Raw genomic sequence first — 25,777 nt, forward strand, 5'->3', positions numbered from 1 at the left:
CTGACGGCTTGGGGGTATAAAAGGACTCACCGAGCCGGACAGGGGCGTTATCACGCGTTATAACGCGGTTTCCGAACGTGCTGGAAGGTTGAAGGGAGTGAACATCGACAATGTACTGCACAATCGACGACCTGCTCGGCCAGATCGACAAGTCGAAACTGATCGAGCTGACGAACGACCGGGACAATCCGGCGGTCGATGAGAACGGACAGGAAATCATCCATGAGGGCAACGCGAACAGCGCGATCGACGCGGCGACGGCGGTTGTGAACACGTACATCGCGATGCGCTACCCCGTCCCTCTCTCCCCCGTTCCGAAAATCGTGAACAAGCTGACGGCGGACATTGCGATCTACAACCTGTTCACTCGTCACTACAACGATGAGGACAACGTGTTCACGCGCCGGTACCGGGACGCGATCAAACTGCTGGAAAAGATCGCGGCAGACGAAGTGAAACTCTCGGCCAATGAAAGCGGCATTCGCACCTACGCCCGCCGCAAGGTGTACGGCGAGGATTTTCGGAGGATGTACGACTGATGGCTGCCGAGGGCGTTCGTGTCGAGGGTGACTGGTCCCGGCTGTTCGAGACGCTCCGCGATCTGAACCTCTCCAAAAGCGAGCTGCGGATGCTGAACGCGCAAATCGCGCAGATCGTCGCTGAAGGCTCGAAGGAGCGGTTCGAGACGGAGCGATCGCCGGAAGGTGAGTCCTGGGAGCCGCTTTCCCCTGCTACGCTCATCGCCCGCGCCATGCGCAGGACCAGACGAAAGGACGGTTCCAGCGGGTATCGGACGAAGCGCGGCAAAGTGTCGAAACGAGCCGAGCGGATCGTCGCCAGCGGTAAGCCGCTGAAGGATACCGGGCGACTGATGCGCTCGATCGCTACGAAGGCGACCGGCGAAGGCGCAGCCATCGGCACGAACCTCGTGCAGGCAGCGATCCAGCAGCTCGGCGGCAAAGCCGGGCGAGGAAAAAAGGTCGAAATCCCGGCCCGTCCTTTCCTCGGCGTATCCAGCAGCGAGGAAGCCGACATCAAGGAGCTCATCCAGGAGTTCATTCGGGAGCGTGTCCAATGATCCACACGGCAAAAAATCTCATCGAAACGACTTTGCAAACCGGCGGAATCAAGCAGATTTTCCGCGACGAAGACGCCTTCGACCGCGTTCGGGCTTCCCCTTCGGCGATCATCCTGACCGCCCGCGAGAAGCTGGAGCCCGATCACCGGAAGGCGGCCAAGTTCGAGAACGCCGGGCGGCGCTTCCTCCGATCGAAGCGATTTAGGCGGATCACGCCGATCGAAGTGACCATCTTCGACCGAGACGAGGAAAAGGTCGATGCCTGGATTCGGTTGCTGCTTGCCGAGCTGCCGGACGGGATCGACGACGGCCAGGGCAATTATACGCCGCTTAGGCCGAAGGAAATCGAATGGATTCCCGACCAAAAGGACCGCGCGGCGGCCACGGTGTTCATCGAATTTGAATGGGGCATCTATACCGACCGCGAGCTCGGCAAGATCGAGCAGGTTCGGATCAACAACATTACGGTGGAGGAGACAAGCCCATGAGTGAAAAAACGAAACCGGCGTCCGACCCGAAACCGGCAGCGGAACAAAGGCCGATCGAAGAATGGCGGGATGCCCTGGGCACCGGCCAGACGCTTTTCGTCGGCCTCCTCGCTGCAAGCGGCTGGGCGGAAGGCTACGAATGCACGCAAAAAGAGTATGAAAAGGCCGTCGAAAGCTTCCTGAAGAAGCCCGTGCGGCCTGATAAGAAAGGATGGTGAACGGGATGCCGACAGGACTTCCTGACGCGAAAGTCGTCATCCAGGACGGCGGCCTCGGCGCATCACACGACGCGGCTGGCGGCGTCCATCTGAAAATCGGTGTTTGCTCGCTGGGCACGCCGAACCAAATATACCGGGTTTCCGACCCGAGCAAGATCGCATCCACGTTCGGGACCGGCGAGCTTGTCCGCGCGCTGCTGGATTCCATGCAGCTTGGCGCTCGTGACATCATCGTCATCCCGGCAGCGGCCAGCGTCGCGGGTACGGTCGGCGCGGTGACGAAAACCGGCACCGGCGGCAGAGTGCTGAATGTAACCGGCACGCCGAACAACCGGTACGACGTGATCGTAAAGATCGTGAAGTCGGGCGCGGCCAACGCGGCGCAGTATCAGCTCTCGCTGGACGGCAGCACGTTCGGACCGGTCCGCACGATTCCGAGCAACGGCACGATCGCCTTGCCGGACACTGGCCTGACGCTGAATTTCACGTCACCGACGCCTCCGACGACCGACAACTTCGTCGAGGGCGACGAATACCGCTTCGAGACGACCGCGCCGCAAATGAGTAATGCCGACTTTTTGGCCGCGATGAACGTGGTCAAAAACAACTCGCTGAATTACGAGTACATCCACGTCGTCGGCGAGAGCGACAGCTCCCTGTGGGCGATGTGCGCTTCTGACGCGGTGGCGCTGGAAGAGAACCACAAGCCGATCCACTTCATCTGCGAAGCGCAGCGGCCCGATGAGGGCGAAACGGTCGATCAGTGGGTGCAAGCCCTGATTACTGCCCGCCAGAGCTTCGTCAGCGACCGCGTGTCCGTCGTCGCCCCGATCGTGCAGGTCGCGGCGCTGGACGGCAGCGTCCGGTGGACGAATCTCGCAGGTGTGTATGCCGGGATTCTGGCACGCGCCCGTGTCAGCGAATCGCCGGGCAAGGTGATGAGCTTCCCGCTCACGAACGTGACGGCGCTCATGGAAGGCATGGACAACAGCCATATCAAAGCGCTCGACGACGCCGGTTACATCACGGCCCGCACGTTTGAGGGGCTCTCCGGCTTCTATATCACGAATGGCCGGATGATGGCGAATGCCGGTTCCGACTTCGAGTTCGTCGAAGTACGCCGGACCGTGGACAAGGCGGCACGGCTCGTTCGCCAGGCCAGCGTCCGGTTCGTGCAAAGCGAAGCGGACGAAGACGGACTCGACAACTTGATCGCCAATCTGGCCGCACCGCTTTCCGGTCAAATGATGTCCGCTGGAGCGCCGGAGATCAGCGACTTCACCCTTTCCATCCCGGAAGGGCAGGACATCTTCTCGACGCGCAGCCTGGACATCGATCTGGCCGTCGTGCCGATCCCGATCATGAAGTGGATCACGGTTCGGCTGAAGCTGCAAAATCCGAATTTAAGCTAAAGGAGGAAGCTGCATGATTAACGGCAAGGTGTACGATTGGGAATCGATCAGCGTCGGCCTGCCTTACGGCGTGGCGATCGCCATCTCCGGAATCGACTACGACGACGAGCTGTCCGCCGAGCTGGCGTATGGCAAAGGCGCGGCTCCGCTCGGTTACGGTAACGGCAACTATACGGCTAGCGCCAAGATCACCCTTCTGCGCGATGAGTTCAACAAGCTGTTGGATTACGCGCGCGGCCAGGGCAAGCCGCTGTACCGGCTGCCGCTCTTCCCGATCACCGTTTCATACGCCAATGACGGCGAGCGCACACGGACGGACGAAATCCGGGGCTGCAAGTTCACGAAAACGTCCAACAAAGGGGCACAAGGCGACACGAAGCTCGAAGTCGAGCTCGAAATCCTTGTGACCGGCCAAATCATCCGCGACGGCGTTCGCGCAATTTGACAGGAGGGTAACGATCCATGAGCAAAGCAGCCAAAGCACCGATCAACAAGGAAGAGCTGAAGCAAAAATATGGGCGCGTGTACGAAATTCGCATCGAAGGGCTGGAATACGAGAGTGGCGACGAAGCCGAGTTCGTCTTCTACTTCACCCGCCCGAAGTCGAGCGACATTTCCCGGTTTACGAAGGAGCTCAACTCCAAGCCGGACATGGCGATGAAAAATCTCACGTTCTCCTGCATCATTCCCGAGCAGGAAGAAGAGCTGCGTCAGGCAGCCGACGAGTTTCCGGGGCTGCCGTTTAACACCGCCAGTCGCCTGATGGAGCTTGTCGGAGCAAGCGCGGCCACCAGCTTAAAAAAGTTATAGAAGCGGTGTCCGAGCGCTTCGAGGAGATCGATTCCAACTTCCTCGAAGCCGGGCACCTGCTGATCCGCAAATACTTCCCGGAAGCTCCCGACAATCTAGAACTAGAGGACTTCTCCGAGTTCTATGCAAAGTCGTTATGGTATGAGGACCGGGAAATCAAAATCCACGCCGCTGCGATCGCAATGGCCTTCGGCAGCGGTAAGGAAAAATGACGGCGCGCGAAAGGGGCGCATATATGGGCGGTTTAAGCTCGCTCTTCAAGTTGTCCGTCATCATGAACATGGTCGATAAAGTAACGCCGGAAGCGATGAAAGCCGGTCGGTCGATTGACAACCTTCGCGGTGACATGGGCGAGCTTGAACGGGCCTCCAAGTCGTTCGAGCGGACCGGCTCCAGCCTTCGATCGACATTGAGCGGACTTGCAGTCGCGCTCGGCGGGTTCGCTGCCGTCAAGAAGGGGTTTAGTTGGCTAGTCGGCGCAAACGCAGACATGGAACAGTACAAAAACACCTTGTCTGTCGTGCTGAAGAGCGAGGAAGAAGCCGTCAAAACGCTGGAATGGGCGCAGCAATTCGCCGCGAAAACCCCGTTCGAGATTCCGCAGATCGTCGAGGCGACGACGCGGATGTCCGCCTACGGCATCAATGCGCAGAAGACGCTCGGCATCGTCGGCGACATGGCGTCCGTCATGGGCAAAGACCTGATGCAAGCCGTGGAGGCCGTTGCCGATGCGCAGACCGGTGAGCTGGAGCGCCTGAAGGAGTTCGGGATCACCAAAGGCATGATCGAAGACCAAGCGAAGCTGATGGGATCGAACCCGATCAACAACAAGGGCCAGATCACCGATATGCAAGCCTTCAACGATGCCTTGTTCGCCCTGATGGAAGACCGGTTCAAAGGCGGCATGGAGATGCAAAGTAAGTCGTTCAAGGGCATGATCTCCAACGCCCAGGACTTCATGGGCACGCTCGGACGAAGGCTTGGCGCTCCGCTCTTTGACAAGCTGAAGGAAGGACTTGGCTCCTTCTTGGGCGTACTGGACCGACTGCAAGACAGTGGCGCGATCGACCGGTTCATCGGCAACGTACACCGAGCCGGAGCGATCGTTGCGAATGAAGTGGCTTATGCGGCAGGGCTCGTCCGCACCGGCTTCCAAGCCGTGCAGAAGGTGGCGGCCCCGATCTTCAGTTTCCTGCGGGACAACTGGCAGAGCATTCGCCCCTTCGTTCAAGGCATCGCTATCGCAATCGGCGCGGTCGCGACCGCTCTCGGTGTGATGAGGACGTACACGATGGTGGCGACGGTCGCCATGCGGCTGCTGTCGGCGGCGATGCTAACTAACCCGATCGGCTGGATCATCCTCGCCGTCGGCCTCTTGATCGGCTGGCTGATCAAGCTGAACGGCGGCATCGAGGGCACGAAAAAAGTGCTGCTCGGTTGGTTCGACACTCTGAAAACCTGGTGGCAATCGGATGGCACGCAAGCCTGGGTCAGTCGGGCGGTGTCCGCTCTGCGGCAGTTTGCCGATCAAGCGATGCAAGCGTTCGGCTGGATCAGGCAGCAGGCCGTCACGTACTGGCCGGTGATCCGGGACGCGATTGTTGAAGCCTTCGCCTACATCCAGACCAACGTGCTGCCGATCGTCACGAGAATTTTCCGAGACGTGAGCGGAATGATGGCGCGGATATGGGAAGTTGCAAGACCGATCCTGACGCAGCTGCTCGCAACCGGCGTCAAAGCGTTCCGTGACATCTGGGATGCGGTACAGCCGCTGGCCGTCACACTCGGGCGCTTGTTCCAGACGGTGTTTCCGGTCGTGCTCGCGGCGGTGGCCGCAATATACCGGGCGGTGACGACGTATCTGCCGCCGGTGCTCGCCTTCGTCGGCGAAGTCTTCCTGGCGATTTATCAGGCGGTCGTACCGATCATTACGAACGTGGTGACGAGCGTAGTCCAGGCGTTCAATGCGGTGCTGACGTGGGCGCTGGCGATATGGCCGTATGTGCAGCAAATCATCGCGGGTGTGTTCACCTTTATACAGTGGGTTTGGGCTGCGATCGGACCTTATGTCATGGCGGCGCTCGAAATCCTGAAGTCGATCATCATCAACGGATTCAACTTCATCGCAGCGACGATCCAGTTCATATGGACAACAATTAAGAGCATTATCATGATCGCCTGGGCGGTCATCTCGGGCATCATCAAGACGGCGCTGGCGATCTTCACCGGTGACTGGCAAGGCGCTTGGGATGGCGTCGTGGGTATTGTCACCGGCGTCTGGGAAGGTATCAAGACCTTCATCGGCGGATTCGGATCGTGGCTCTTTGAAAGTGGCAAAGCGATCATCAACACGCTGGTGGACGGCATCAAGTCGGTGGCGACGGCACCGGTCGAAGCGGTGAAAAACATCTTCGGCAAGGTCCGCGAGCTGCTACCGTTCTCCGATGCGAAGACCGGACCTCTCTCCGATCTGACGTATTCGGGCTCGAAAATACCGGGCACGATCGCGGAAGGCGTGGACAAGGGCGCAGGACAGCTGCGCGCCGCAGCTTATCGGATGATGGACGGCGTGGAGCTCGATCGGACGTACCCCGTCCGCTTCATGGCGGAAACTGTGCCGACCGACATCCAGGAGCTGAGTGTCGCGGCGAGCTTCACACAAACGCTGAAACATCAGTTCACAGACCTTGCGGGCATGATCGTCTCCGGCTTCCGTCGCGGGGCCGAATGGCTGCAAGCGGCAGCCGGATCGCTGACCTTCGGCATCCAGCCGATGCCGGTACCAGCGATCCCAGGCGGCGGCGGAGTATCCGGCGGTTTCCCTTCACCAGCCCCGTTTCCAGGCGTTCCCGACACGGATGACGCGCCGTTCCCGGCAGCTCCGTCGCCAGGAATGCGCCCGAACCGGGTGGACGTGAAGGAAGTATTCCGCGAAAGCACGACCGTTCGTGAGACGATTCGTGAGAAAAACGGCCAGAAAGGCCCGACGATCGAATTGCATTATCACGGCGGCAGCGAACGCGAGCGCCGCAACTTCTTCGACGATCTGAAGCGATTTATCGAACAGCACAGGGAGTGAGCGTATGGATATTCGATTGGAAGACGAGCAAATCAAAGTCGGCGATACGCTCCTCCCTGGTGTTTACGATGGGATGGAAATCACGGGCGACATTCGTTCCGACGAAGAGGAGCTCAAAGGCGGTAAAAAGGTCGTTAATTACAGCTACAACCCGGCCACGATCCGGCTGAACCTGAAGCTGCTGAACGACGACAACGGGACGGCAGAAGCGAAGCTCGCCATCATTCAAAAGGTGTTCCGTGCTTCCCCGTCCCAGAAAAAGCCGCAGACGTACAAGTTCGTATCCAGCCATGCCAAGGCGCGCGGCATCGGCCAGGTGATGATGCTACGGCTCCGCAGCCAGGACACCAACACGAACGACATCATCGCCGTCAGTCTGGAATTCCAGGCGACCGAATCGACGACCGTCTCGGTCCAAAAGGTGGCGGCAGCCTCCGGCGGCGGCCAACAGTACGTCGTCAAGAAAGGTGATACGCTTTCGGCCATCGCAAGGCAGTTCGGCACGACGGTCGATGCCATCGCGAAGGCCAACAACATCGCCAACGTCAACCTGATCTATACCGGCCAGCGTCTCACGATCCCAGGGGCCAGCAGCAGCCCGACAAGGCTCGCCGCTTCGTCCGCAGCGGTGGATGACGCCGACGCGCCGAAAGTGAGGTGACGGTAATGTTCCAGCAAATCCGCATCGGGAACGTGGTCGTCTCAAGCGGTCTGAAGGCGCTCGATGTGTGGCGATCCCGCAAAGACCCGGCAGGATATGCCTCCTTCCTTTTCAAGGACGAAGTGGAGATCGACACGCCCCAGGGGGCCATCGTCGAGATCGACATCGGGTACGACGAGAAGAACGTCGCCAGGGTGTTCACCGGCGAGGTCAGCCGCCCGGATCAGGAGTGGATCGTCGCCAAAGACAGCATGACAAAACTGCTGCAAACGAAGGTCATGCAAACCTTCTTGCAGGCGACACCCCAGGACATGATCCGGTTCGGGCTGAAGCTGGCCGGAATCGAGGCGTTTTCGATTGCTTCGCAAGTGTTCGGACCGAAGGATCAGGTCGTTGCAAACCTGAACGTGCATGACATGATCCGGCAACGCATCAATCCGTACTGGAGCATCGACTTCGCGCCTTACTTCGACACGCGAGACGTGTTTGTGTGGCAGCCGCTCGAAAAGCCGGACCAGATGTTTCTGTTCCAATACGGAGAGAACATCCTCGAACTGATAGCCGACGGCGCGATCGGCATGTTCCGAACGGTGTTCGTTCCAGGCTTGGATCACTCGCAGTACATCACGATCTCGCACCCTCGGGCGAACGGGATCGCGCTGGTGGAGACGGTGCATCACTTCATCCAGGACGAGAAGCTGCGCTCCGAAATCTATTACAAGTTAGAAAGCGAGTGATTCTCATGCCGGACGAATTGGACACGTTCAAAGAAGCGGTCAAAATCATCATCGAAAAAGAGTTTCCCGAGCTCTTGAGCCCGGCTCGGCACATGATGAAGGCGGTCGTGATCGACACGAAACCGACCGGCTGCGACCTTCAGGTGTTGGCGGCGGACGGTACCCCTCACCCGTCCTTTCCGCCGTTGCCGAACGTGCCGATGCCGTTCGGGATGACAGTCCGGGTTGGAGGCAAGGTCCGCGTCGGTTTTTACTACGGTGACCCTGCCCTCCCCTACATCGACGAGGTGTTAAACGATGATTGACGATTGGGCGGACATTTACCTGGACGATGAGGGGAATTTCAAGGCATCCGCTGACGGCGACGTGCAGCTGGTGACGGGAAAGGCGGCGTACTTGCAGGATGTCAAGCACGAGCTGGAGACGGTTCTCGGATCGTATCCGCTCGATGAGACATACGGCACCCGCCTGATCCTGTACCTGCAACGGGAGAACACCGAACTGTCCAGGCAAGAGCTGATCCAGGACGTGGAGGAAGTCGTGCAGCGACACTCCTTCGTCGTTCCGGGGAGCGTGGACGTTCGGGCCGATTCGTGGACGCTGCGGGAGATTGACTTCAGCGTATCGTTCAGCGTTCAGACGCCGGACGGGATCGAATCGGCGGAGCTGACGGTGCAGATTACCGTGGACGGCGTTCGCGTGGTAAGGAGTGAATGAACATGGATGAAGACTTGATCCAAGCCAAAACCGAAGACGAGCTCATGGAAGAAGCGAAGCAGCAGCTCCGCGATCAGCAGTTCCCGGCGCGTCTTTTGCGCAAGGGCGGTGTGTTCTACACGCTGCTGGCGCTGTTCTTCCGGGCGCTCGCCGCTCTGTACGGATTGCTGCCAGTCATCGTCCAGCAAATGTTCGTACACTCGGCGACCGGCAAATGGCTCGATGTCGCGGCGCGGGAGTATGGCGTCTTCCGGAAGCAGGCCACCAAAACAACCGGCACGATTACGTTCGTGCGCAGCAATACAAGTCAGCGCATCACCATTCCAGCAGGGGCGATCTTCTCGACCGACCCCGATCTGGAAGGCAACGAGCGCCGGTACTACCTGAAGGAGAACGTCGTGCTGGCAGTCGGCGTCGCGGAGGCGGAAGGCGCGATCGAAGCCGAAGCCGCCGGGGCCGCATACAACGCCGCCAGCGGGACGATCCGCAACTTGCTGACGTTCATTCCTTACGTGACCATCGAGAACCGGGACGACTGGCTTGACCGCGAAGGGACGGACGAAGAAACGGACGAAGACCTTCGGGCCCGGACGCTTAACCGCTGGGAACAGCTGTCCACCGGCGGCATTCGCGACTATTACCGCTCGCTGGTGGAATCGATCAACGGCGTCGTGGCCGTGCATATCGAGGATGACCATCCGAGAGGCGAAGGCACGGCGGACATCATCATCTCCAGCGTCGCCGGTGTGCCATCGGAATCGATCGTCCAGGAAGCGCAGCAGCTGATCGACGAAAAGGGATCGATCATCGGCGACATTCGGGCGTTTGCCGCTGAACCCGTCGAGATCGATGTCCACGTCGTGCTGTACTACGATCCCGAGTACGCCACGCCCGAGGCGATCGAGACGGAAGCGAACCTCCGCATCCAGGAGACGTTCCGATATGGCGCAACGAGTATCAACGACGGCATCCTGCGCATCGATCCGCGTTATCCGTTTGACAGCTCGATGCTCTACTCCAACCTGCGCAGCGCGGCGAGCGTCGTCCGTGTGGACGTGCTTCAGCCTGTCGGATCGGTGACAATCACCCGCAGGCAGGTGGCGGTGCTCGGAACGGTGCAGATTGACGTTCAGGAGGCGGATCGGGTATGAGGAAGTTCGCTGACGATCTCTTCGCCTGGGCGCACGGAATATTCAAGAAACTGCCGCGCAAAGCGGATATGGACATCACGAAGCTCACCGGCGTGATCGGCGGCATGTTGGACGACGCCAAGCAAGCGACCTTCCGGGTGCGGGAACTGAAGTTCATCATGACATCGGAAGGCCGGGCGCTCGATCTGCACGGCATCGATCGCAAGATGCCGCGCTTGGCCGGAGAAAGCGACGAGAGTTACCGCAAGCGCCTGCTGGCCGCCTACGATCTGTACCGCGAAGGCGGAACCATGCCCGGCATGAAGCGCGTCCTGGAATCGCTCGGGTACCCGGCAGCCGAGATTTATCCGCTGTACCGCGAGAAGTACAAGTTCCATCTCCAGGACGGACAGCTGCTCATGGACGGAACGCAGTCGATGACAGCGAAGGAGGAAGGCGCAAACGTCGATTACTTGTCCAAGTGGTCGCAGTTCCTCGTCTACCTGAACGCCAGCGACGAAGCACTCCTGGAACGCGATCGCGACCGGCTGCTCCATATGATCAACAAGGCGAAACCGATCGAATCGAAGCTCTATGCGTTCATCTTCACCTTCGCCGCCCTGACGGATTATACGCTGCGCAGCTCCGGGGAAAGTGCGATCCTCTCCCCCGCGTACCTGCTCAACCGGCCCCAGGGCTACCGGATGAACGACCGCCGGGTGATGGACGGCTCGATCGATATGCGAAATGCCTTCGCAAAAGGATCGGACAGCATCTCGACGTTCGCCGAGAATGACCGTCAAATATTCGCCCTGCACGATCGGAAGCATCGCATGAACGGCCAGCTTACGATGTCGGCACAGCCGCACATCATCCATTCGGCGGCAGCGTCTGTCCAATCGAGCACCGATACGGCGATCAACCTCGTGCACCGGCAGCAAGACTCCGCCTTCAGAGCGGGCGTGAGCGAACCATATCACGCGCCCCGCATGAACGGCGCGCTGGGCATGGACGGCATGAAGCAAGACATGCGAGTGGACGGCCTTGCATACAAAGTCCGCAGCGCATTTGCGACCGCCACGAGCGGCGGAGCAGCCGGGCACATGGGAGACGGCATTCTGTTCATGACCGGCCAGCACTTGCGCTACATGGACGGCCAGAACAAGATGTCGAACGATCAGCTGATGAATGGCGCTCTGCTCATGAATGGAGCAGCTCGCATGCGTCCGATCGCGACGCATCTGGCCTATGCCGAAACGATGGACGGTCGTCGCCAGTTGGGCGGCAGATGGCGTATGGACGGCTCGGCGAAGATGAGACTCTCGGTCGTAAGGCACAACAATGCCGCGCTAATTGTGAGACGAAATGATTATGTCATCGAAAGGAGGGCCATCTGAATGAGCTATCAAGTTACCATGCTGCAAGCCAGGAAGGACATGGCGAAAGCCCGGATCGGGCAGATCGCGCTGCCGAAAATCACGCACATCGCGTTCGGCACCGGCGGCCATGCTCCGGGTGATGTGCTGACACCGGTCAAGCCTTCGGAGACGGCGACCGCTCTGGAAACCGAAGTTGCTCGGTACCCGATCGCTTCGGCCACGCTGATCAACGACACGACGGTGCAATACAAAGTCGTGATCCCGAAGGGAACGCTGAACGGCGTAGTGCTCACCGAGCAGGCGCTCATCGATCAGAACGGAAAGGTTGTCGCGATCAAGACGTTCGGAGCCAAGAAGAAAGAACCCGAGGATGAATTCACGTTCACCTGGGATGAAGACTTTTAAGGAGGGAATCCCCGATGCCACTCAATGGTACGAACACGTTCAGCCCTACCGTGACCGAATACGACGCGCAGACGCCCGTCGTCTATACGGTCTACAACGAAGTGCACCAGGCACTGCTGAACAACACGGTCTTTCTCAAAACGCTGGCTGATGCAATCAACGCGGAAGTGCAAGCGGCACGCGAAGGCAAAGCCTCACTGCTGGCAAACCTCCAATCGATTCGCCTGGCGCTTCAGTCCGGCACGGGTAACTTCGGCGGTGCAACCGGCACCACGATCACCCACAATCTCGGCACGACGAACTTCCGCGTGTCGATCACGCCGACGGCCAACCCGGACGGCGCACTCGGGGAAGTGTGGGTCGTCAAATCGTCGAACACGATGACGATCTTCAACTCCGGCGACTTCCGAGGCGCGTTCGATTATCAAATTTTCAAGGATTAAGGAGGAATCGGCCCATGTTACAGATGGTCAATGAAGGGCGACCGGCCACGATCACCGAGGAAGATGACAAGCTCGTCGTCGCACCGTTTACGTTCGGCGACAGCATCAAGTGCCAGGGTGGCGCGTTCAGTCTCAACGAATGGGAAGGTCAATGCTTCCGCCTTTACCTCGATGCGGATGGCAGCTTGAGCACCGACGACACGCAAGGGCACTTCTGGCAGCTCGCCGAGGCCCATGTGCCGCCGCGCGAAATCGTGATGGTGGAGACGGATGAACGGGATGACAACGACATGCCGATCGTCGTCAGTCAGAAGCAGCCGCTGAACGTGGCGGAAGATGTCACCGTCAGCGTTTGGGCTTTTCCAGAATGAATTGAGGAGGAATCAAAATGCCTGGTTTAAGTTTAGCGCAATTACGAGATCAAATCCTCGCCGGTACGCGGGAGAAACATTTCATCCATAACAGCAAGTCCGACGGGTCGGGTACGAATGCCATCTCCACGATGGTGTACGTGCCGAAGTTCAAAACAGCAGGTCTTCCCCAGCCGGAACTGAATGGCATTGAAATGGGCGGCTTCTGGGTGGACAAATACCAATGCAGCCAGCCGGATGCAACATCGAAAAGTCGCGGAGCGACGAACTCCAACGCTCCCGGTTTGGTCGCCGCCGTATCGCAGGCGGGCGTCGTACCGTGGACGGACATCGACTGGAACAATGCAAAGACGGCCTGCGCAAATCGCGTGATCAATGGCGAAGCCTGCCGCCTGATCGGCCCGAAGGAATGGGCTGCGATCGCCTATCTGTCCTGGCTGCTGAACCCTGACTTGAAAGGGAACACAAGCTATGGCCGCGATCACCGCGACGCGAACTCGTGGGAAAACTTCGGCATTAAAGACCCGATCGCGCCACAATATGCCGGACAGATTATGAGCAGGACGCTTACGGGGACGGGACCGTCCTCTTGGAGCCACAACGGCCAAGCGAACGGAATTTTCGATATTGTCGGCAATGTCTGGGAATGGGTGGACCTACTGATCGAAGACGGCGTATATGCTCATGCAAAGACCGCGAAGATCAACGACGCCGACGGTATCACCGCCGCCGACAGCACGATCGCGCTGAAAGACATCGAATATCCGGCGTGGCCTGCTTCCGGGGTTGTCACGATCGGCAACGAGGACATCAAATATACGTCGTTCCTGGACAACGGCGACGGCACCGGCGCATTGATTGGCTGCACGCGCGGGTATAACGGGACGACGGCAGCGGCAGCGGCCAACAACGCCACGGTCACGCTCAAGCTGCGTTACTGCATCGCGCCTCCGGGCGGATCGGCGGCGAAGTTGTCCGCGAACATTACGGCGGCTCAAACGACGATTCCGTATGTGTACCCGGACAATTACAAGGGACCGAACCTTCCGAGCTCAGGCACGATTCAGATCGACAACGAGCAAATCACGTACACCGGCAACGACGGGGCCAACTTGACCGGCTGCACACGCGGTGCGAACGGCACGACAGCGGCAGCGGCCAGCGCGGGCAAAGGGTTCGCCACGGTGAATACGAGCTTCAACTACAACGTGACGGCCACCGGCGATTACGGCCAGTATGGTCAAGCGAAACTCGACCTGCTCTCGATCGACGCCGAACTGAAGGCGCTCGCGCTTCCCAATTCGGTCAGCTCCGGCGGTAACAGCAATTATAAAAATCTTCATGGTTACTGGTGGCGAGCATACAAACAGCGGGCGGCTCTTCGCGGCGGCAACTGGAACGATGGCTCGCCTGCCGGGGTCTTCGCGCTCAACTTGAACAATCTGCCGTCGATCACGTACACGAGCATCGGCTTCCGCGCCTGCAAGTCAATCTGAAATCTGGTTTTCTGAAAATCTGTTATCTGAAGTTTTGGCGCAAAAAGAAGCTAGAGGAGAAAACGCAGCGTGACGCACGAATTGGTCATTTACCAGAAGATGTACGATCTGATCTTGTACGCTTACCCGGTCGTGAACCGGTTCCCGAAGCAACAACGGTTCACGCTGGGGCAGCAAATTCAAAATACGATGCTGGACATCCAGAAGAACATTATCCAGGCCAACCGTCAGAAGAACAAAGCGCCGATTCTCTATCAAATCGACACGGATTTAGAAAAGCTGAAATTCTTGATCCGTCTCGCGAAAGACTTGGGGTTCATTGACATCAAGAAGTACGAGCACCTGGGCAAGCAGATCGCGGAAGTCGGTCGCTTGCTCGGCGGCTGGTTGAGGAAGTTCAGCAGATGAGAAACTTGGGGCCAGAATCTAGGCGGCTCTTCGCGGCGGCAACTGGAACAATGGCTCGAATGCCGGGGTCTTCGCGCTCAACTTGAACAATCTGCCGTCGAACACGAACACGAACATCGGCTTCCGCGCCTGCAAGTCATCAATGCGCCCGATCCTGCGGTGGGAACCGTTTCAGGCTGTGCGCTTGACTTGGGATTCTGGTCCCGTCCTGGCGCACCAGCGACAGGCAAATATATGAACCGTCCGACCGGGGCAAGTAGGATCGAACGTCCTGGAAGGACAAGGAGGAGACGAGATGCCGCGACGATTCGGCGGGCTGTACCCGCAGATATATGACTTTGAGAACCTGCACATCGCCTACCTGAAGGCTCGAAAGAATAAACGCTTCCGACACGAGGTTTTGCAGTTCAGCAGCAACCTGGAGGAGAATCTGATCATTCTTCAGAACGAGCTGATCTGGAAGACGTATCGCACAAGCCCATACCGAGAGTTTGTCGTGTATGAGCCGAAAATGCGGAACATCAAAGCCTTGCCGTTCCGGGATCGCGTCGTGCAGCACGCCATAAACAACATCATCGAGCCGATCTTCGAGCCGACGTTCATTTATGACAGCTACGCCTGCCGCGTGGGAAAAGGCATTCATGCCGGTTCCGAACGGCTGGTGTCCTGGCTTCGAGAAACGGATCGGAAATGGAATGGGCGCGTGTATGTGCTGAAGGCCGATATATCGAAGTATTTCCCGTCGATCGATCACGGCATCCTGATCCGCCTTCTATGGCGAAAGTTGAAGTGCAGGGATACGATGCAGCTGCTTCAGCACATTGTCCGAGGCGATGAGGAGAACGGCGTCGGCATTCCGGTCGGCAATTTGACCAGCCAGCTGTTCGCGAACATCTACTTGAGCCAGCTTGATCACTACGTCAAAGAGACGCTCCGCATCGGCTACTACATTCGATATATGGACGACTTTGTGGTCCTCCATCACGACAAGCAGGAGCTGCACCGCATTCATTACGACATCGAGCAATTCCTGAACAGGCGTTTGCGCCTGCGCCTGAACCCGAAAACGGCCATCTTCCCGGCATCACAAGGCGTCAACTTCTTGGGGTATCGCACTTGGAGGACGCACCGCCTGGTACGAAAGAGCAGCGTCATCCGCATGAAGCGGAAGATGCGAAAGTTCCAACGAGGATATGCCAAGGGAACGATCGGACTGGAGGAAATCGAGCGAACGGTGCAAAGCTGGATCGGTCATGTCAAGCATGCGAACTCGTACAACTTGCGCAAGCATCTATTCGCCACACATACGCTCGTCAAGGGCGAACAATACGCAAAGACACAGGGAACTGGGCAAATCAAAGAGTGAGGAGTGAACGGAAAATGAAAGTAGCAATCGACGCCGGTCATGGGCCGGACACGCCGGGGAAACGCTGCCCCGACGATTCCATGCGGGAGTTTCAATTCAACAGCGTAGTCGCCCGATATGTTCGCGATGGCTTGAGCGGCTACATCGGAGTGGAAACGATCTTCACCCACGCGGACGACGGCAGCCGTGACGTTCCGCTCAAAGAACGGACAGATAAAGCGAACGCCTGGAAGGCGGATGTGCTTGTCTCCATCCATGCTAACGCTATGGGGGAGGGTTGGAACGACGCGCAAGGCATCGAGACGTTCGTCTATACGACGCGCCCTGCGGAAGCTGTTAAGCTCGCAGAAGCTATCCAGCAGTATCTGGTGATGGGAACAGGCCGGAAAAATCGGGGCGTTAAGGCGGAGAACTTCCATATGCTGCGTGAAACTCACATGACCGCGATTCTCGCGGAGTGCGGCTTCATGACCAACCGCGAAGAGGCAGAGCTCCTGAAAAGCGACGCATACCGACGTAATTGCGCAAATGCGATTGTGGCCGGGATCGTCAAGGTGTACGGCCTATCGAAGAAGACGCAAACACCTGCACCTGAACCGGAAAACAGTGGGAAGTTCAAGGACGTACCGGACGGCCATTATGCCAAAGGTGCGACGGAACGATTGGCCGCAAAGGGCATCATGAACGGTATGGCAGACGACTTCTTCGGATTCGGAAAGCCGATTACCCGCGAGGATGCCGCCGTCATCGTGGACCGCGCGGTGACATATCTGGAACAAAAAATCTCACAAAACTAGGAGGGAGTCATCCATGAACATCGACATCGGAATTTACGACGCGACCCTGATCCCGGCCATGATCTTCATTCTGTGGATCGTCGGCCAGGCAGGATTGCATAAGCGTTTCCTGCCGATTGTGGCGCTTGTTCTCGGCATCGTGCTCGGCCTGATATTTATCGGAGCCACACCTGAAGGCGCGATTGGAGGCGTGCTCTTGGCCGCGACGGCGATCGGGTTTCACAGCGGGACAAAGAACGTCATGCAAGCTCTCCAGAAGACGCCAGCAGGAACTGAAGACCTGATTGGCGAACAAGTACAGATACCCGGCCTCGAAGGCTGGTATGAAGTCACGAGTGCCGAAGCTGACGGCACCCTGAAGATCAAACAAGTAACCGCCGATAGATAGGCGATGATGCGAACAAAACAGGTCGATGGAGTGGGCACGACAACCCGCTCCGCCGACCTGTTTCTACACAGTCTCCCTAAACTACTTTTCGCAAAAAACGTGAGATTTTTTCGCAAATTCGATGCGACGCCACACGTATTTTCGAAGATCTCCAAGAGAACAGCCCGCTCTTTTTTTATGGTATCACAAGCTCTTCTAAGAACTTCCTTTTCATCCTTTCGAGGGATGACTACGATGCCGTCCCTATCACCGAATATAAGGTCGCCAGGCTGAACTGTTACTCCCTCAATCGAGATTTGTTTATTCATATGTTCTACTATTGCCCGCTTCCTCACATCCTGGCAGTTATATCCTTTTGAAAAAACAGGGAAATCCAAGCTCTTCACTTCTCGGCTATCCCTTGTCATTCCTCCAATGATGGCTCCAGATGCACCGGAACGTATCGCTAAATTCGCATTTAACTCACCGAAATAGGCATAGGAGTTACACTCGTTCTCTACTGCAATAATGTCGCCGTTAACGATCGAAGAATAGGATTTCAGAGCTTCGTATATCCCCCTGAAATCCTCTCCTTCTTTAAGCGCTCGGAGTTTGAGCGTTTTGGCTCTCCCCATTATTTTCCGGTCTTCCAAATTCAGAGTATATCCGCTAACTACGCCGTTAATGCCCAAATCATCCAGGATATCAGACAGCATAGGACTTGACAAAAAGTTCTTTATATTCCGGAGGTACTGTACCTCCTTGGAGTGCAGCCCCGTGGTAATCAGATTTGCAAGTTCAAATTCGCTGGGATAATTTACATCCACAGACTCGATGGGTGATGCCTCTAATAAATAGACGTTCTCGCCGTATCTCCTTTGATACGCTATGGCGGTTTCCTTGCGAATTACATACATCCCCATTGTTTCGATTATGGTGTCCGGCAAATCACCGCTATTTGGGATTTTATGCTTGTCATAATTGGGGCTGTCTTGATTCCAGGTATATTGCTTATCTCTCTTGATAAGGACGACGGAATCATAGCTATGATCTTTTATGAGTAGATCTATAGCTTTTTTGATTGTTTCCTTCTGAATAAAGGGACTTGTGCATAAAACTTGGACATAAATATCGGCATCTGCATGATTGACTTCATTCAAAAGCAACTGGTGTCCGTCCGTTTTATTCGTCGCAAACCGGGGGTCGCGTTTCATGATTTTGCAACCGGTGTGGCTCGCGATTTCCATCATTTCCTGACTATCCGTATCCAAGTACACTTCATCGAGAAAATCACATTCCATCAATTTTTCAAGCGTATAGAGAAAAAGAGGTTTCCCATTCAGAAGCTTCATGTTTTTAGATTGTATACGTTCACTTTCACCTTTTGCCGGCAAAAAAGCCACTACTTTCATAGTAAGTCCTCCTGTTTGTTAAAGAACCATAAATTTAGTCGGAGCATAGACGTATCCTTCAGCCATACCACGTGAGCTGACGATACTAATCTTCTTGACTGGCCACCTTTGATCCAATTCGACTCTTTCAGCACCCGATATATCCGCCAACCCGAGAAATAGCATGTATTCTCCTGCTGCCAGATTGAGATTGAACTCAAGGCTAAAGTAATTCATGCCTCTTTGAAGCGAAATATTTTGACCAGCCACGATCGAGTTATCTCCCCAGATCACAATACCGTTTACATCTTTAAAAGAAAGTCCGATTACGACGGCTTCAATATCCTTTTTTGAATGAATAGCGATTTTGAAGTAACAAGTATGTCCTGACTTCAAGACCTCAGCATCTTGCCACCCGTCAGCCTGATGGGTTACATTGATTTGTTTTATATAGGCATCATGACTTCCAAATCTATGTTCATCGACGGATTCGTTCGTTTGATTGCCTGTATATTCTATCTCTACGGGTTTCTCATATGGAGAATCTTCGCCTTCATGACGGCGAGAGGTTCTCATATATTCCTCGTATTTAAAAATGACTTTTTCTACTTCGTGCGAGTCTTCGATTACAGCCCCTTCATGAAGTAGAATAGCGCGAGTACAATAATTTATAATTTGTTGATTGCTGTGGGATACCAATAGAATCGTGGTTCCTCTTTTTTGCATTTCTTGTAACTTCATGTAGCATTTGCTCTGGAATACAAAGTCCCCTACGCTCAATGCTTCGTCTACAATCAATATATCCGGCTCAACGTTGATTGCTACGGCAAATGCCAACCTAGCGAACATCCCACTGGAATATGATTTGACAGGTTGAAAGATAAAGTCGCCGATATCAGCAAACTTCAAGATACTGTCAACCTTTGCATCGACCTCTTCTTTCGTATACCCCATCAAAGTTCCGTTCAAGTATACATTTTGCATTCCGGTATACTCAGGATTAAAGCCCGCTCCTAATTCCAACAAAGCCGATACTTTACCATTAACCATGATTTGACCGGAAGTAGGCGACAGAACTCCGGTGATCAATTTGAGCAATGTTGATTTGCCGGAACCATTTTTTCCGACGATCCCAATGGTCTCCCCTCGATAAATTTCAAGCGAGACAGAATTTAACGCCGAAAAATTTTTGTGGTATTTTTTTTTAAAAGGATGAAGTGCTTCTTTTAAACGATCAAGGGGTCCATCGAAAATTTTATAGATTTTTGTTAATTGGTTGATTTTGATTACCGGATGATCTTTATGATTCATCTCTAAGAACTCCCATGTCGATTTATAGTACTTCAGAAAAATGAGGTTTCAACCGTTTAAATATGATGAGTCCCGCTAAAAATACGATTCCGGTAATCAACCAGAATCTCTGCAACTCGGTTGTTTGTGTGAAAAACGACTGATGATAAATCAAAGATTTTCGATATCCCTCTACAACATAAAACATGGGATTCCAATCAATAAACCATTGGTATTGTGGAAGTACGATCTTATACGACCACATGATCGGCGTCGTCCACATCCCTAATTGCAGAAATATAGATATGATCTGGCCGAGATCTTTAAAAAAAACCATAAGGGCCGAAGTAACAAAGCTAAGGCCTGTTACTAGAACAGACATGCAAAACGAATAGTATATAATTTGTAAAGCATAGAAGTTTAATTTATATCCGTAAAGTAAAAAGATGATCACTAAAAATCCAACAAAAACGATATGTATAAATATCGCCGAAATTACTTTAACCAATGGCAAAATACTGATTTTAAATACGATTTTCTTGACTAAATAGCTGTACTCATAAAAACTGTTCGTTGCGCTGGATAAAGCTTCCGAAAAGTAAAACCAAGGGATAAGTCCCGTAATAAACCAGATTGCGAACGGTACGTTATCGTCGACCGGCATTGCTTTCAATCCATATTGAAAAACGTACCAATACACCAATATGCTCATGATAGGTTGGACGAATGCCCAGACTACTCCGAAGTAGGAGCCTGCATACTTGGTCTTAATATCGTTCCACGCCAGGGAGAGGATCAATCTTCGATTACGGATAATATCTTTAGTAAAGTTTGTGATTGAAGCCACCTTGATCCCCCAAAAAAAAGTATTTTGTCGTCCACGATATTATTTTATCAAAGATACGCGAATCTTTATATCTTTATATGTTTCCACGCTTTCCACTTTTCTTACTTTGATAAATGATTAAGTCCCCAGGTCCCATGATATATCTGCAGATATTAAGAATCAAGGTTAAAACGGTCCATCCATTTCTTCAGACGGCTATGGTAACTGTTGACGTTTTGGATGTGGTACACGCCTTTCACACGTTGTTTCCCGTCGGACTTGAAGAGCCAACCCTTTTGAATTCGCATAGGAACTGAATGCCCTCCACGAATCCGTGCAAAGCACGTTTGTAGTCGATAAATGACCACCAATAACCTCATCTAACTTCGTTGTCCGAATACGCCCTCGCCCAAGAACGCCAGAGTAAGTCATCTTCTGACGGTCACGGGCAACCAGTACACACACTTGGTCGTCGCTGATGATATTTGGCTTTGCCGCCACGTTTACGCGGTTTGCGTTCGGTGATGTTCCGTTTACCTTTTTCAGAGAATAAGAAATAAGTCTCGTCCATTTCGACGATACCCTGGAAAGTTTCAGTTGGAATTTGCTTCAAAGCGGCAAGGATTTTATGACGCCAGTAAAACAAGGTTACATACGTTACCTCGTCATGCAACTGCTCAGCACATTTTCTAAGCGAATAACCCTCAATCATACATTCAATGAATCGAACCCAAAGATGAGGTTGTGTTTTGTCAAGTAGAATTCCCTGTTTGGATCATCGATTTTTCCCTAGTCGGATCATCAGCTTTTCCCTGGTGTAGTCATCAGAAAATCCCTGGTCTAATCACGAGAGTTCCTTGGTCAATTTCCAGTTTTGGCGGTTACTTTTGGCGCATAAGTGCATGCTTCAAGCGGTAACTCTCGCCCTCAAATACAATCAATTGCCCGTGATGAGCAAGCCGGTCAATCATGGCTGCGGCCATCTGGTCGTCAGTGAAGATCGAGCCCCATTTCGAGAACTCCAGATTAGTGGTAAGAACCAAGCTCCGTCGCTCATAGCTTGTGGCTATCACCTGAAAGAGCAGTTGTGCTTCTTCCCGGTCCATGGGCAGATAGCCCCACTCGTCAATAATGACGAGTTCGGCCTTCTCAAGCTCCTTCATCGTCCGTTCCAGAGAACCCGCGCGCTTGCTCTCGCTCAAGCGTGTCACCAGAGAGGCCGCCGTGAAGAAACGGGTCGCCATGCCCATCTCGCATGCCTTCACACCAAGTGCAATAGCCAAATGCGTCTTCCCGGTACCGACCGGACCGTATAGTACAAGGTTCTTTTTGTCCCGGACAAACTGACACGAGGTCAGTTCGTCCGGATGAAGGGTAGAAGGCACCCGCAGCGCATTCATCTCGTAGCCTTCGAGTGTCTTACGAATCGGGAAGGCGGCGCGCTGGAACAGCCTGGCCTTGCGCAAGCGCTCGCGGTGCTCAAGCTCTTCTTTAAACACCTGGTGTAGAAACTCTTCCTGCTTCGGCGTCGCCTCCAGGTCGCATAAGCGCACCGCATTTTGGCTGAGAATGAGCTGCTTGCAAAACAGCGAAATCTCGTTTCGGATCTGGCTTCGGTCCATTTATTTAGAACCCCCCTGTCGGCACCGGCAGCAATGCGTCATCGTACAGCCGCATGTCCGGTCCCGGCGTCGCTGCGGTATCGAGTCCGTAACCGGCAATTCGCGCCGCGATAACAGCGGTGTTCACGGAAAGCCCGTCCGCTCGTCGGCGTACAATCGCCTCTTGCAGACTCGTTACGGCAACATCGAGGCCGTACTGCTCGGAGAGTTCCTTGACCATACGCAGCGCCTGTCTCAGACCACTGCGGTCCAGATCGTCCATGTAGTCGCGAACGTCGTAGGACATCTGCGACCGCATGACACTGTTCTTCCACCCTCCGGGCTTGGCAATGAGCGAATCCAGCATCGTCAGCCAATCAACGGTATCGGTCCGTTCACTGCCGAACTGCCGGTTGTGCCGCGAAATCGGATCGCCGGCTTCGTCCAGCGGCTCAATGAAATGGGCACCAACGCGCACCACAATTTCCTGCTCGGCGTACATCGGCGACGACGAATAAGTATGTTTGCCATCAAGCACAAATTTGCCATAGCCGTTCGTCTTGACATGCTCGTAACGGCACGCCTCAAACGGCAATCGGGGCAGCGGCAACAGCGCCTGCCGGTCGGCCTCGAACAGCTCGCAGATCGGAACGTCCTTCTTGTAGTGCTCTCGGAGGTTGTCCAGATCGCACATCCGCAAGAGGTCCGTGTTCCACTCGAGCAAAGACGGCGCCGACGGCAGCGGTACGAAATAGTTCCGGCGGACGTAACCGACCTTGTTCTCGACATTGCCTTTCTCGTGGCCGCTGGCCGGGTTGCAGAAGGTGACTTCAAAGCCGAAGTGTGATTGGAACCGCTGAAACAGCTGCGTCAGCCGTACCGTCTCGCCGATCCGTCTTCCGGCACCAGTTGCATTGTCCAGTACGAGACGCTTTGGTACGCCGCCAACGTGATGGAAGATGTCCATGAGCCCTTGACATAGGCACTCCGCCGTCTCTCCGTGGAAACACTGTACGAAAGCTGCGTTGCTCTGCGGAAAGGAAACGACTAAGTAACGACAGGTGGTGAGCACGCCGTTCAGAATCACATCGCATTCGCCAAAGTCGGCTTGTGCTTCCCCCGGATGCCACCTAAGCTCAAGGAAGCCGTTCTTGCCCAGCTTCTGTTGCTTACGAACCTCACGCACATAGCGGACTACCGTTAGATAGGAGCAATCGAACTCCGGACGAAGCTGGAGCAGTCTGTCGTACACACGCTTCGCGGTATGCCGCTGCTTGTAGCGATTGCGTTCATCTTTTGTTAGCCAGGTCTCAATGGTCGCCTTGTATGGATCCAGCTTTGAGGCACGCTGCTCTGTAGACGGCGGCTTTGGGGAGAAGTCCTCCTGCTCCATGTACTTGCGTACCGTCTTCGGATCCATGCCCACCTCCTTGGCGATTTGGTACGGGCCCAACTGCTGCAACTGCAATTCTTTCACGCGGTGGATCTGCTCCATGCTCTTCGTCATCCTTTCTCCTCCTTGTAGTTGCACAAGGAGAATTGTACGGGACAAGGTGACGACCAGGGAGTCGATTTCCACAAACGGAATTTCCAGTTCCAATCAAGGAATTCCTGATGATCCGAACAGGGATTTCCTGTTGATCACAACAGGGAATTTCTATTGATCGAAACCTCCAATTTTATTTGATCATAAACAGATGAGGTCTTCGCGTGCGTTGGAGAGGGGTATACGTGAGGTCGTTAAACGTTTGACGGCAGGACTTGCAACGGTAGCGTTGACGCTTGACCTCTCCAGTACGTGTTTTTACAACGTACTTCCCAAACCTCACGACTGAGTGGTTTGTACAATGCGGACAAACAAGCCCATCTTTATGCTTCTGCTCTTGAATTTCGTCTATCGCTCGTACTGGAGTCGCCGTCCCCTTGGTTCGGGACTGCAAAAATTAAATAAGCTCTCGCTTTCCGCTGTCGTCCAAGGAATAGGCAAGCTTCTTTACTTCCTTCAAATCCATGGCTAAATCATCTCCGAACAGGATGTTACCATAATTATAGAACAAATGTTCGAATGTATCAAATATCAACAATAAGATTAAACATAGCCAAAAGAAAAAGAGCCTAGAAAGGCTCTCAATCTTATCAATCATCAATACTTGACAACTATTGTATTAAGCTGATACGGAAGGAGTGGGTCTCCAAAGGTAGATGGGAAAATACCACCACTTCCCCTCTAATCGAGTCAGTCAAATTAATTGGAAATTAGTATCATTACTGCTGGCAACGTCGTCACATTGTTGTGATTGTTAATTTCTCTGATAGAAACTACGTGGGTACCATTATCAAATCTAGTTGTATCCAGCGTATAATGGAATCCTGCATTTCCATTGCTGTAGTCAGGAAATGCCGATTTCACGTCTACCCTTGCATCCCCGTAAATTGCTTGACCTGCCACCGCTCCATCAATCAGCACTTCGATCTTCGAGACTCCGGCTCCATCCAAGAACCATCCAGTAACGTTATAGCTTCCGCTTAACGTTGCTCCCGAAGCAGGATTCTCAACATTCCCTTTGGGCGGCAATGCGTTCGAAATCGTCACCGTTATCGCTGGTAGCGTCGTCACGTTACTATTATTCGCGGTCTCTTTGACTGTAATCGTATGATTTCCATTGCTATATTTCGTCGTATCCAGCGTATAATGGAATCCTGCATTTCCATTGTTGTAGTCCGGAAAGACAGTCTTCACGTCCGCTCTTGCATCCCCGTAGATTGCTTGCCCCGCAAGTACTCCATCTACCAGCACTTCGATCTTCGACACTCCGGCCCCATCAAGGAACCATCCCTTGACGTTATAGTTGCCACTTAGCATTGCTCCCGAAGACGGATTCTCAACATTCCCTTTGGGCGGCGATCCGTTCGAAATCGTCACCGTTATCGCTGGTAGCGTCGTCACGTTACTATTACTCGCGGTCTCTTTGACTGTAATCGTGTGACTGCCGTTACTATATTTCGTCGTATCCAGCGTATAATGGAATCCTGCATTTCCATTGTTGTAGTCGGGAAATGCCGATTTAACATCCGCTCGTGCATCCCCGTAGATTGCTTGCCCCGCAAGTACTCCGTCTACCAACACTTCAACCTTCGAAACTCCGGCCCCATCAAGGAACCATCCCTTGACGTTATAGCTACCGCTTAGCGTTGCTCCCGAAGCCGGATTCTCAACATTCCCTTTGGGCGGCAATGCGTTCGAAATCGTCACCGTTATCGCTGGTAGCGTCGTCACGTTACTATTATTCGCGGTCTCTTTGACTGT

28 protein-coding genes and 2 pseudogenes are annotated in these 25,777 nt (G+C 54.5%); 22 read left to right on the forward strand and 8 right to left on the reverse strand.

The window, feature by feature from the left end; all coding sequences use genetic code 11:
- Positions 1–110 precede the first annotated feature (110 nt).
- The 22 genes from GE107_RS07315 (at position 111) to GE107_RS07420 (ending at position 16,995) form a co-directional block, all read left to right on the forward strand.
- Positions 111–539: a gp436 family protein gene (locus tag GE107_RS07315; protein WP_219639043.1), complete on the forward strand. Its 429-nt coding sequence runs from the start codon at positions 111–113 to the stop codon at positions 537–539.
- Positions 539–1,078 (forward strand): phage virion morphogenesis protein, encoded by a 540-nt coding sequence (locus GE107_RS07320; RefSeq protein ID WP_219639044.1) that lies wholly within the window; start codon positions 539–541, stop codon positions 1,076–1,078. Before GE107_RS07315 ends, GE107_RS07320 begins: the two co-directional genes overlap by 1 nt.
- A complete protein-coding gene (locus tag GE107_RS07325) occupies positions 1,075–1,566 on the forward strand; it encodes a hypothetical protein (RefSeq protein WP_219639045.1) in 492 nt (163 codons plus the stop codon). Before GE107_RS07320 ends, GE107_RS07325 begins: the two co-directional genes overlap by 4 nt.
- A complete protein-coding gene (locus tag GE107_RS07330; protein WP_219639046.1) occupies positions 1,563–1,784 on the forward strand; it encodes a hypothetical protein in 222 nt (73 codons plus the stop codon). The genes GE107_RS07325 and GE107_RS07330 overlap by 4 nt, the downstream gene beginning before the upstream one ends.
- A gap of 5 nt (positions 1,785–1,789) precedes the next feature.
- A complete protein-coding gene (locus GE107_RS07335) occupies positions 1,790–3,196 on the forward strand; it encodes a DUF2586 domain-containing protein (RefSeq protein ID WP_219639047.1) in 1,407 nt (468 codons plus the stop codon).
- Between the two features lie 13 nt (positions 3,197–3,209).
- The gene (locus tag GE107_RS07340) at positions 3,210–3,641 is read left to right on the forward strand and encodes a hypothetical protein (RefSeq protein ID WP_219639048.1); all 432 of its coding nucleotides are present in this window, start codon (positions 3,210–3,212) and stop codon (positions 3,639–3,641) included.
- Between the two features lie 17 nt (positions 3,642–3,658).
- A complete protein-coding gene (locus tag GE107_RS07345; RefSeq protein ID WP_219639049.1) occupies positions 3,659–4,006 on the forward strand; it encodes a DUF6848 family protein in 348 nt (115 codons plus the stop codon).
- A gap of 5 nt (positions 4,007–4,011) precedes the next feature.
- Positions 4,012–4,218, forward strand: a complete 207-nt coding sequence (locus GE107_RS07350; protein WP_219639050.1) for a hypothetical protein — start codon at positions 4,012–4,014, stop codon at positions 4,216–4,218.
- A 23-nt stretch (positions 4,219–4,241) separates the two neighbouring features.
- On the forward strand, positions 4,242–7,085 hold the full coding sequence (locus tag GE107_RS07355; protein WP_219639051.1) for a hypothetical protein: 2,844 nt from the start codon (positions 4,242–4,244) through the stop codon (positions 7,083–7,085).
- 4 nt (positions 7,086–7,089) lie between these two features.
- Entirely contained in the window at positions 7,090–7,746 is a 657-nt protein-coding gene (locus GE107_RS07360) for a LysM peptidoglycan-binding domain-containing protein (RefSeq protein ID WP_219639052.1), read from the forward strand.
- 5 nt (positions 7,747–7,751) lie between these two features.
- On the forward strand, positions 7,752–8,483 hold the full coding sequence (locus GE107_RS07365; protein WP_219639053.1) for a hypothetical protein: 732 nt from the start codon (positions 7,752–7,754) through the stop codon (positions 8,481–8,483).
- A 5-nt stretch (positions 8,484–8,488) separates the two neighbouring features.
- Positions 8,489–8,788, forward strand: a complete 300-nt coding sequence (locus GE107_RS07370; protein ID WP_219639054.1) for a hypothetical protein — start codon at positions 8,489–8,491, stop codon at positions 8,786–8,788.
- Complete coding sequence (locus GE107_RS07375; protein ID WP_219639055.1) at positions 8,781–9,200, forward strand: GPW/gp25 family protein; 420 nt, start codon at positions 8,781–8,783, stop codon at positions 9,198–9,200. The genes GE107_RS07370 and GE107_RS07375 overlap by 8 nt, the downstream gene beginning before the upstream one ends.
- A gap of 2 nt (positions 9,201–9,202) precedes the next feature.
- Positions 9,203–10,351: a baseplate J/gp47 family protein gene (locus GE107_RS07380; protein ID WP_219639056.1), complete on the forward strand. Its 1,149-nt coding sequence runs from the start codon at positions 9,203–9,205 to the stop codon at positions 10,349–10,351.
- The gene (locus GE107_RS07385) at positions 10,348–11,727 is read left to right on the forward strand and encodes a phage tail protein (protein ID WP_219639057.1); all 1,380 of its coding nucleotides are present in this window, start codon (positions 10,348–10,350) and stop codon (positions 11,725–11,727) included. The genes GE107_RS07380 and GE107_RS07385 overlap by 4 nt, the downstream gene beginning before the upstream one ends.
- The gene (locus tag GE107_RS07390) at positions 11,728–12,114 is read left to right on the forward strand and encodes a phage tail-collar fiber domain-containing protein (RefSeq protein WP_219639058.1); all 387 of its coding nucleotides are present in this window, start codon (positions 11,728–11,730) and stop codon (positions 12,112–12,114) included. It begins immediately after the preceding gene.
- Between the two features lie 14 nt (positions 12,115–12,128).
- On the forward strand, positions 12,129–12,557 hold the full coding sequence (locus tag GE107_RS07395) for a hypothetical protein (protein WP_219639059.1): 429 nt from the start codon (positions 12,129–12,131) through the stop codon (positions 12,555–12,557).
- A gap of 14 nt (positions 12,558–12,571) precedes the next feature.
- Positions 12,572–12,928 carry a hypothetical protein gene (locus GE107_RS07400; protein WP_219639060.1) on the forward strand — a complete coding sequence of 119 codons (357 nt, stop codon included), beginning with the start codon at positions 12,572–12,574 and terminating at the stop codon, positions 12,926–12,928.
- A 17-nt stretch (positions 12,929–12,945) separates the two neighbouring features.
- The gene (locus GE107_RS07405; protein WP_219639061.1) at positions 12,946–14,424 is read left to right on the forward strand and encodes a hypothetical protein; all 1,479 of its coding nucleotides are present in this window, start codon (positions 12,946–12,948) and stop codon (positions 14,422–14,424) included.
- Between the two features lie 69 nt (positions 14,425–14,493).
- On the forward strand, positions 14,494–14,832 hold the full coding sequence (gene avd, locus GE107_RS07410) for a diversity-generating retroelement protein Avd (protein WP_219639062.1): 339 nt from the start codon (positions 14,494–14,496) through the stop codon (positions 14,830–14,832).
- 295 nt (positions 14,833–15,127) lie between these two features.
- The gene (locus GE107_RS07415; RefSeq protein WP_219639063.1) at positions 15,128–16,198 is read left to right on the forward strand and encodes a reverse transcriptase domain-containing protein; all 1,071 of its coding nucleotides are present in this window, start codon (positions 15,128–15,130) and stop codon (positions 16,196–16,198) included.
- Between the two features lie 14 nt (positions 16,199–16,212).
- A complete protein-coding gene (locus GE107_RS07420; RefSeq protein ID WP_219639064.1) occupies positions 16,213–16,995 on the forward strand; it encodes an N-acetylmuramoyl-L-alanine amidase in 783 nt (260 codons plus the stop codon).
- A 219-nt stretch (positions 16,996–17,214) separates the two neighbouring features.
- Here GE107_RS07420 and GE107_RS07425 read toward each other — a convergent pair whose 3' ends face one another.
- The 8 genes and pseudogenes from GE107_RS07425 to GE107_RS07460 all read right to left on the reverse strand — a co-directional run bounded on the left by GE107_RS07425 (position 17,215) and on the right by GE107_RS07460 (position 25,747).
- The gene (locus tag GE107_RS07425; protein ID WP_219639065.1) at positions 17,215–18,774 is read right to left on the reverse strand and encodes an RraA family protein; all 1,560 of its coding nucleotides are present in this window, start codon (positions 18,772–18,774) and stop codon (positions 17,215–17,217) included.
- 18 nt (positions 18,775–18,792) lie between these two features.
- Positions 18,793–20,064: an ABC transporter ATP-binding protein gene (locus tag GE107_RS07430; RefSeq protein ID WP_219639066.1), complete on the reverse strand. Its 1,272-nt coding sequence runs from the start codon at positions 20,062–20,064 to the stop codon at positions 18,793–18,795.
- Positions 20,065–20,086: 22 nt separating this feature from the next.
- Positions 20,087–20,890 carry an ABC transporter permease gene (locus tag GE107_RS07435; RefSeq protein ID WP_370636298.1) on the reverse strand — a complete coding sequence of 268 codons (804 nt, stop codon included), beginning with the start codon at positions 20,888–20,890 and terminating at the stop codon, positions 20,087–20,089.
- A 164-nt stretch (positions 20,891–21,054) separates the two neighbouring features.
- Positions 21,055–21,608 (reverse strand): annotated as a pseudogene (locus tag GE107_RS07440) (IS1595 family transposase); the annotation flags it as partial.
- A 142-nt stretch (positions 21,609–21,750) separates the two neighbouring features.
- A complete protein-coding gene (istB, locus tag GE107_RS07445; RefSeq protein WP_219639067.1) occupies positions 21,751–22,491 on the reverse strand; it encodes an IS21-like element helper ATPase IstB in 741 nt (246 codons plus the stop codon).
- 4 nt (positions 22,492–22,495) lie between these two features.
- On the reverse strand, positions 22,496–23,977 hold the full coding sequence (gene istA / locus GE107_RS07450; RefSeq protein ID WP_219639068.1) for an IS21 family transposase: 1,482 nt from the start codon (positions 23,975–23,977) through the stop codon (positions 22,496–22,498).
- Positions 23,978–24,158: 181 nt separating this feature from the next.
- Positions 24,159–24,482 (reverse strand): annotated as a pseudogene (locus GE107_RS07455) (transposase); the annotation flags it as partial.
- Between the two features lie 233 nt (positions 24,483–24,715).
- A complete protein-coding gene (locus GE107_RS07460) occupies positions 24,716–25,747 on the reverse strand; it encodes an Ig-like domain-containing protein (RefSeq protein WP_219639069.1) in 1,032 nt (343 codons plus the stop codon).
- Positions 25,748–25,777 lie beyond the last annotated feature (30 nt).

It is taken from the genome of Cohnella sp. CFH 77786, from assembly GCF_019400745.1.
GTDB lineage: Bacteria > Bacillota > Bacilli > Paenibacillales > Paenibacillaceae > Cohnella.

Bases quoted from the DNA above. Each gene is read 5' to 3' on its own strand.
- GE107_RS07315 (WP_219639043.1), top strand. From the start codon at position 111: ATGTACTGCACAATCGACGACCTGCTCGGCCAGATCGACAAGTCGAAA.
- GE107_RS07320 (WP_219639044.1), top strand. From the start codon at position 539: ATGGCTGCCGAGGGCGTTCGTGTCGAGGGTGACTGGTCCCGGCTGTTC.
- GE107_RS07325 (WP_219639045.1), top strand. From the start codon at position 1,075: ATGATCCACACGGCAAAAAATCTCATCGAAACGACTTTGCAAACCGGC.
- GE107_RS07330 (WP_219639046.1), top strand. From the start codon at position 1,563: ATGAGTGAAAAAACGAAACCGGCGTCCGACCCGAAACCGGCAGCGGAA.
- GE107_RS07335 (WP_219639047.1), top strand. From the start codon at position 1,790: ATGCCGACAGGACTTCCTGACGCGAAAGTCGTCATCCAGGACGGCGGC.
- GE107_RS07340 (WP_219639048.1), top strand. From the start codon at position 3,210: ATGATTAACGGCAAGGTGTACGATTGGGAATCGATCAGCGTCGGCCTG.
- GE107_RS07345 (WP_219639049.1), top strand. From the start codon at position 3,659: ATGAGCAAAGCAGCCAAAGCACCGATCAACAAGGAAGAGCTGAAGCAA.
- GE107_RS07355 (WP_219639051.1), top strand. From the start codon at position 4,242: ATGGGCGGTTTAAGCTCGCTCTTCAAGTTGTCCGTCATCATGAACATG.
- GE107_RS07360 (WP_219639052.1), top strand. From the start codon at position 7,090: ATGGATATTCGATTGGAAGACGAGCAAATCAAAGTCGGCGATACGCTC.
- GE107_RS07365 (WP_219639053.1), top strand. From the start codon at position 7,752: ATGTTCCAGCAAATCCGCATCGGGAACGTGGTCGTCTCAAGCGGTCTG.
- GE107_RS07370 (WP_219639054.1), top strand. From the start codon at position 8,489: ATGCCGGACGAATTGGACACGTTCAAAGAAGCGGTCAAAATCATCATC.
- GE107_RS07375 (WP_219639055.1), top strand. From the start codon at position 8,781: ATGATTGACGATTGGGCGGACATTTACCTGGACGATGAGGGGAATTTC.
- GE107_RS07380 (WP_219639056.1), top strand. From the start codon at position 9,203: ATGGATGAAGACTTGATCCAAGCCAAAACCGAAGACGAGCTCATGGAA.
- GE107_RS07385 (WP_219639057.1), top strand. From the start codon at position 10,348: ATGAGGAAGTTCGCTGACGATCTCTTCGCCTGGGCGCACGGAATATTC.
- GE107_RS07390 (WP_219639058.1), top strand. From the start codon at position 11,728: ATGAGCTATCAAGTTACCATGCTGCAAGCCAGGAAGGACATGGCGAAA.
- GE107_RS07395 (WP_219639059.1), top strand. From the start codon at position 12,129: ATGCCACTCAATGGTACGAACACGTTCAGCCCTACCGTGACCGAATAC.
- GE107_RS07400 (WP_219639060.1), top strand. From the start codon at position 12,572: ATGTTACAGATGGTCAATGAAGGGCGACCGGCCACGATCACCGAGGAA.
- GE107_RS07405 (WP_219639061.1), top strand. From the start codon at position 12,946: ATGCCTGGTTTAAGTTTAGCGCAATTACGAGATCAAATCCTCGCCGGT.
- GE107_RS07415 (WP_219639063.1), top strand. From the start codon at position 15,128: ATGCCGCGACGATTCGGCGGGCTGTACCCGCAGATATATGACTTTGAG.
- GE107_RS07420 (WP_219639064.1), top strand. From the start codon at position 16,213: ATGAAAGTAGCAATCGACGCCGGTCATGGGCCGGACACGCCGGGGAAA.
- GE107_RS07425 (WP_219639065.1), bottom strand. From the start codon at position 18,774: ATGAAAGTAGTGGCTTTTTTGCCGGCAAAAGGTGAAAGTGAACGTATA.
- GE107_RS07430 (WP_219639066.1), bottom strand. From the start codon at position 20,064: ATGAATCATAAAGATCATCCGGTAATCAAAATCAACCAATTAACAAAA.
- istB (WP_219639067.1), bottom strand. From the start codon at position 22,491: ATGGACCGAAGCCAGATCCGAAACGAGATTTCGCTGTTTTGCAAGCAG.
- istA (WP_219639068.1), bottom strand. From the start codon at position 23,977: ATGACGAAGAGCATGGAGCAGATCCACCGCGTGAAAGAATTGCAGTTG.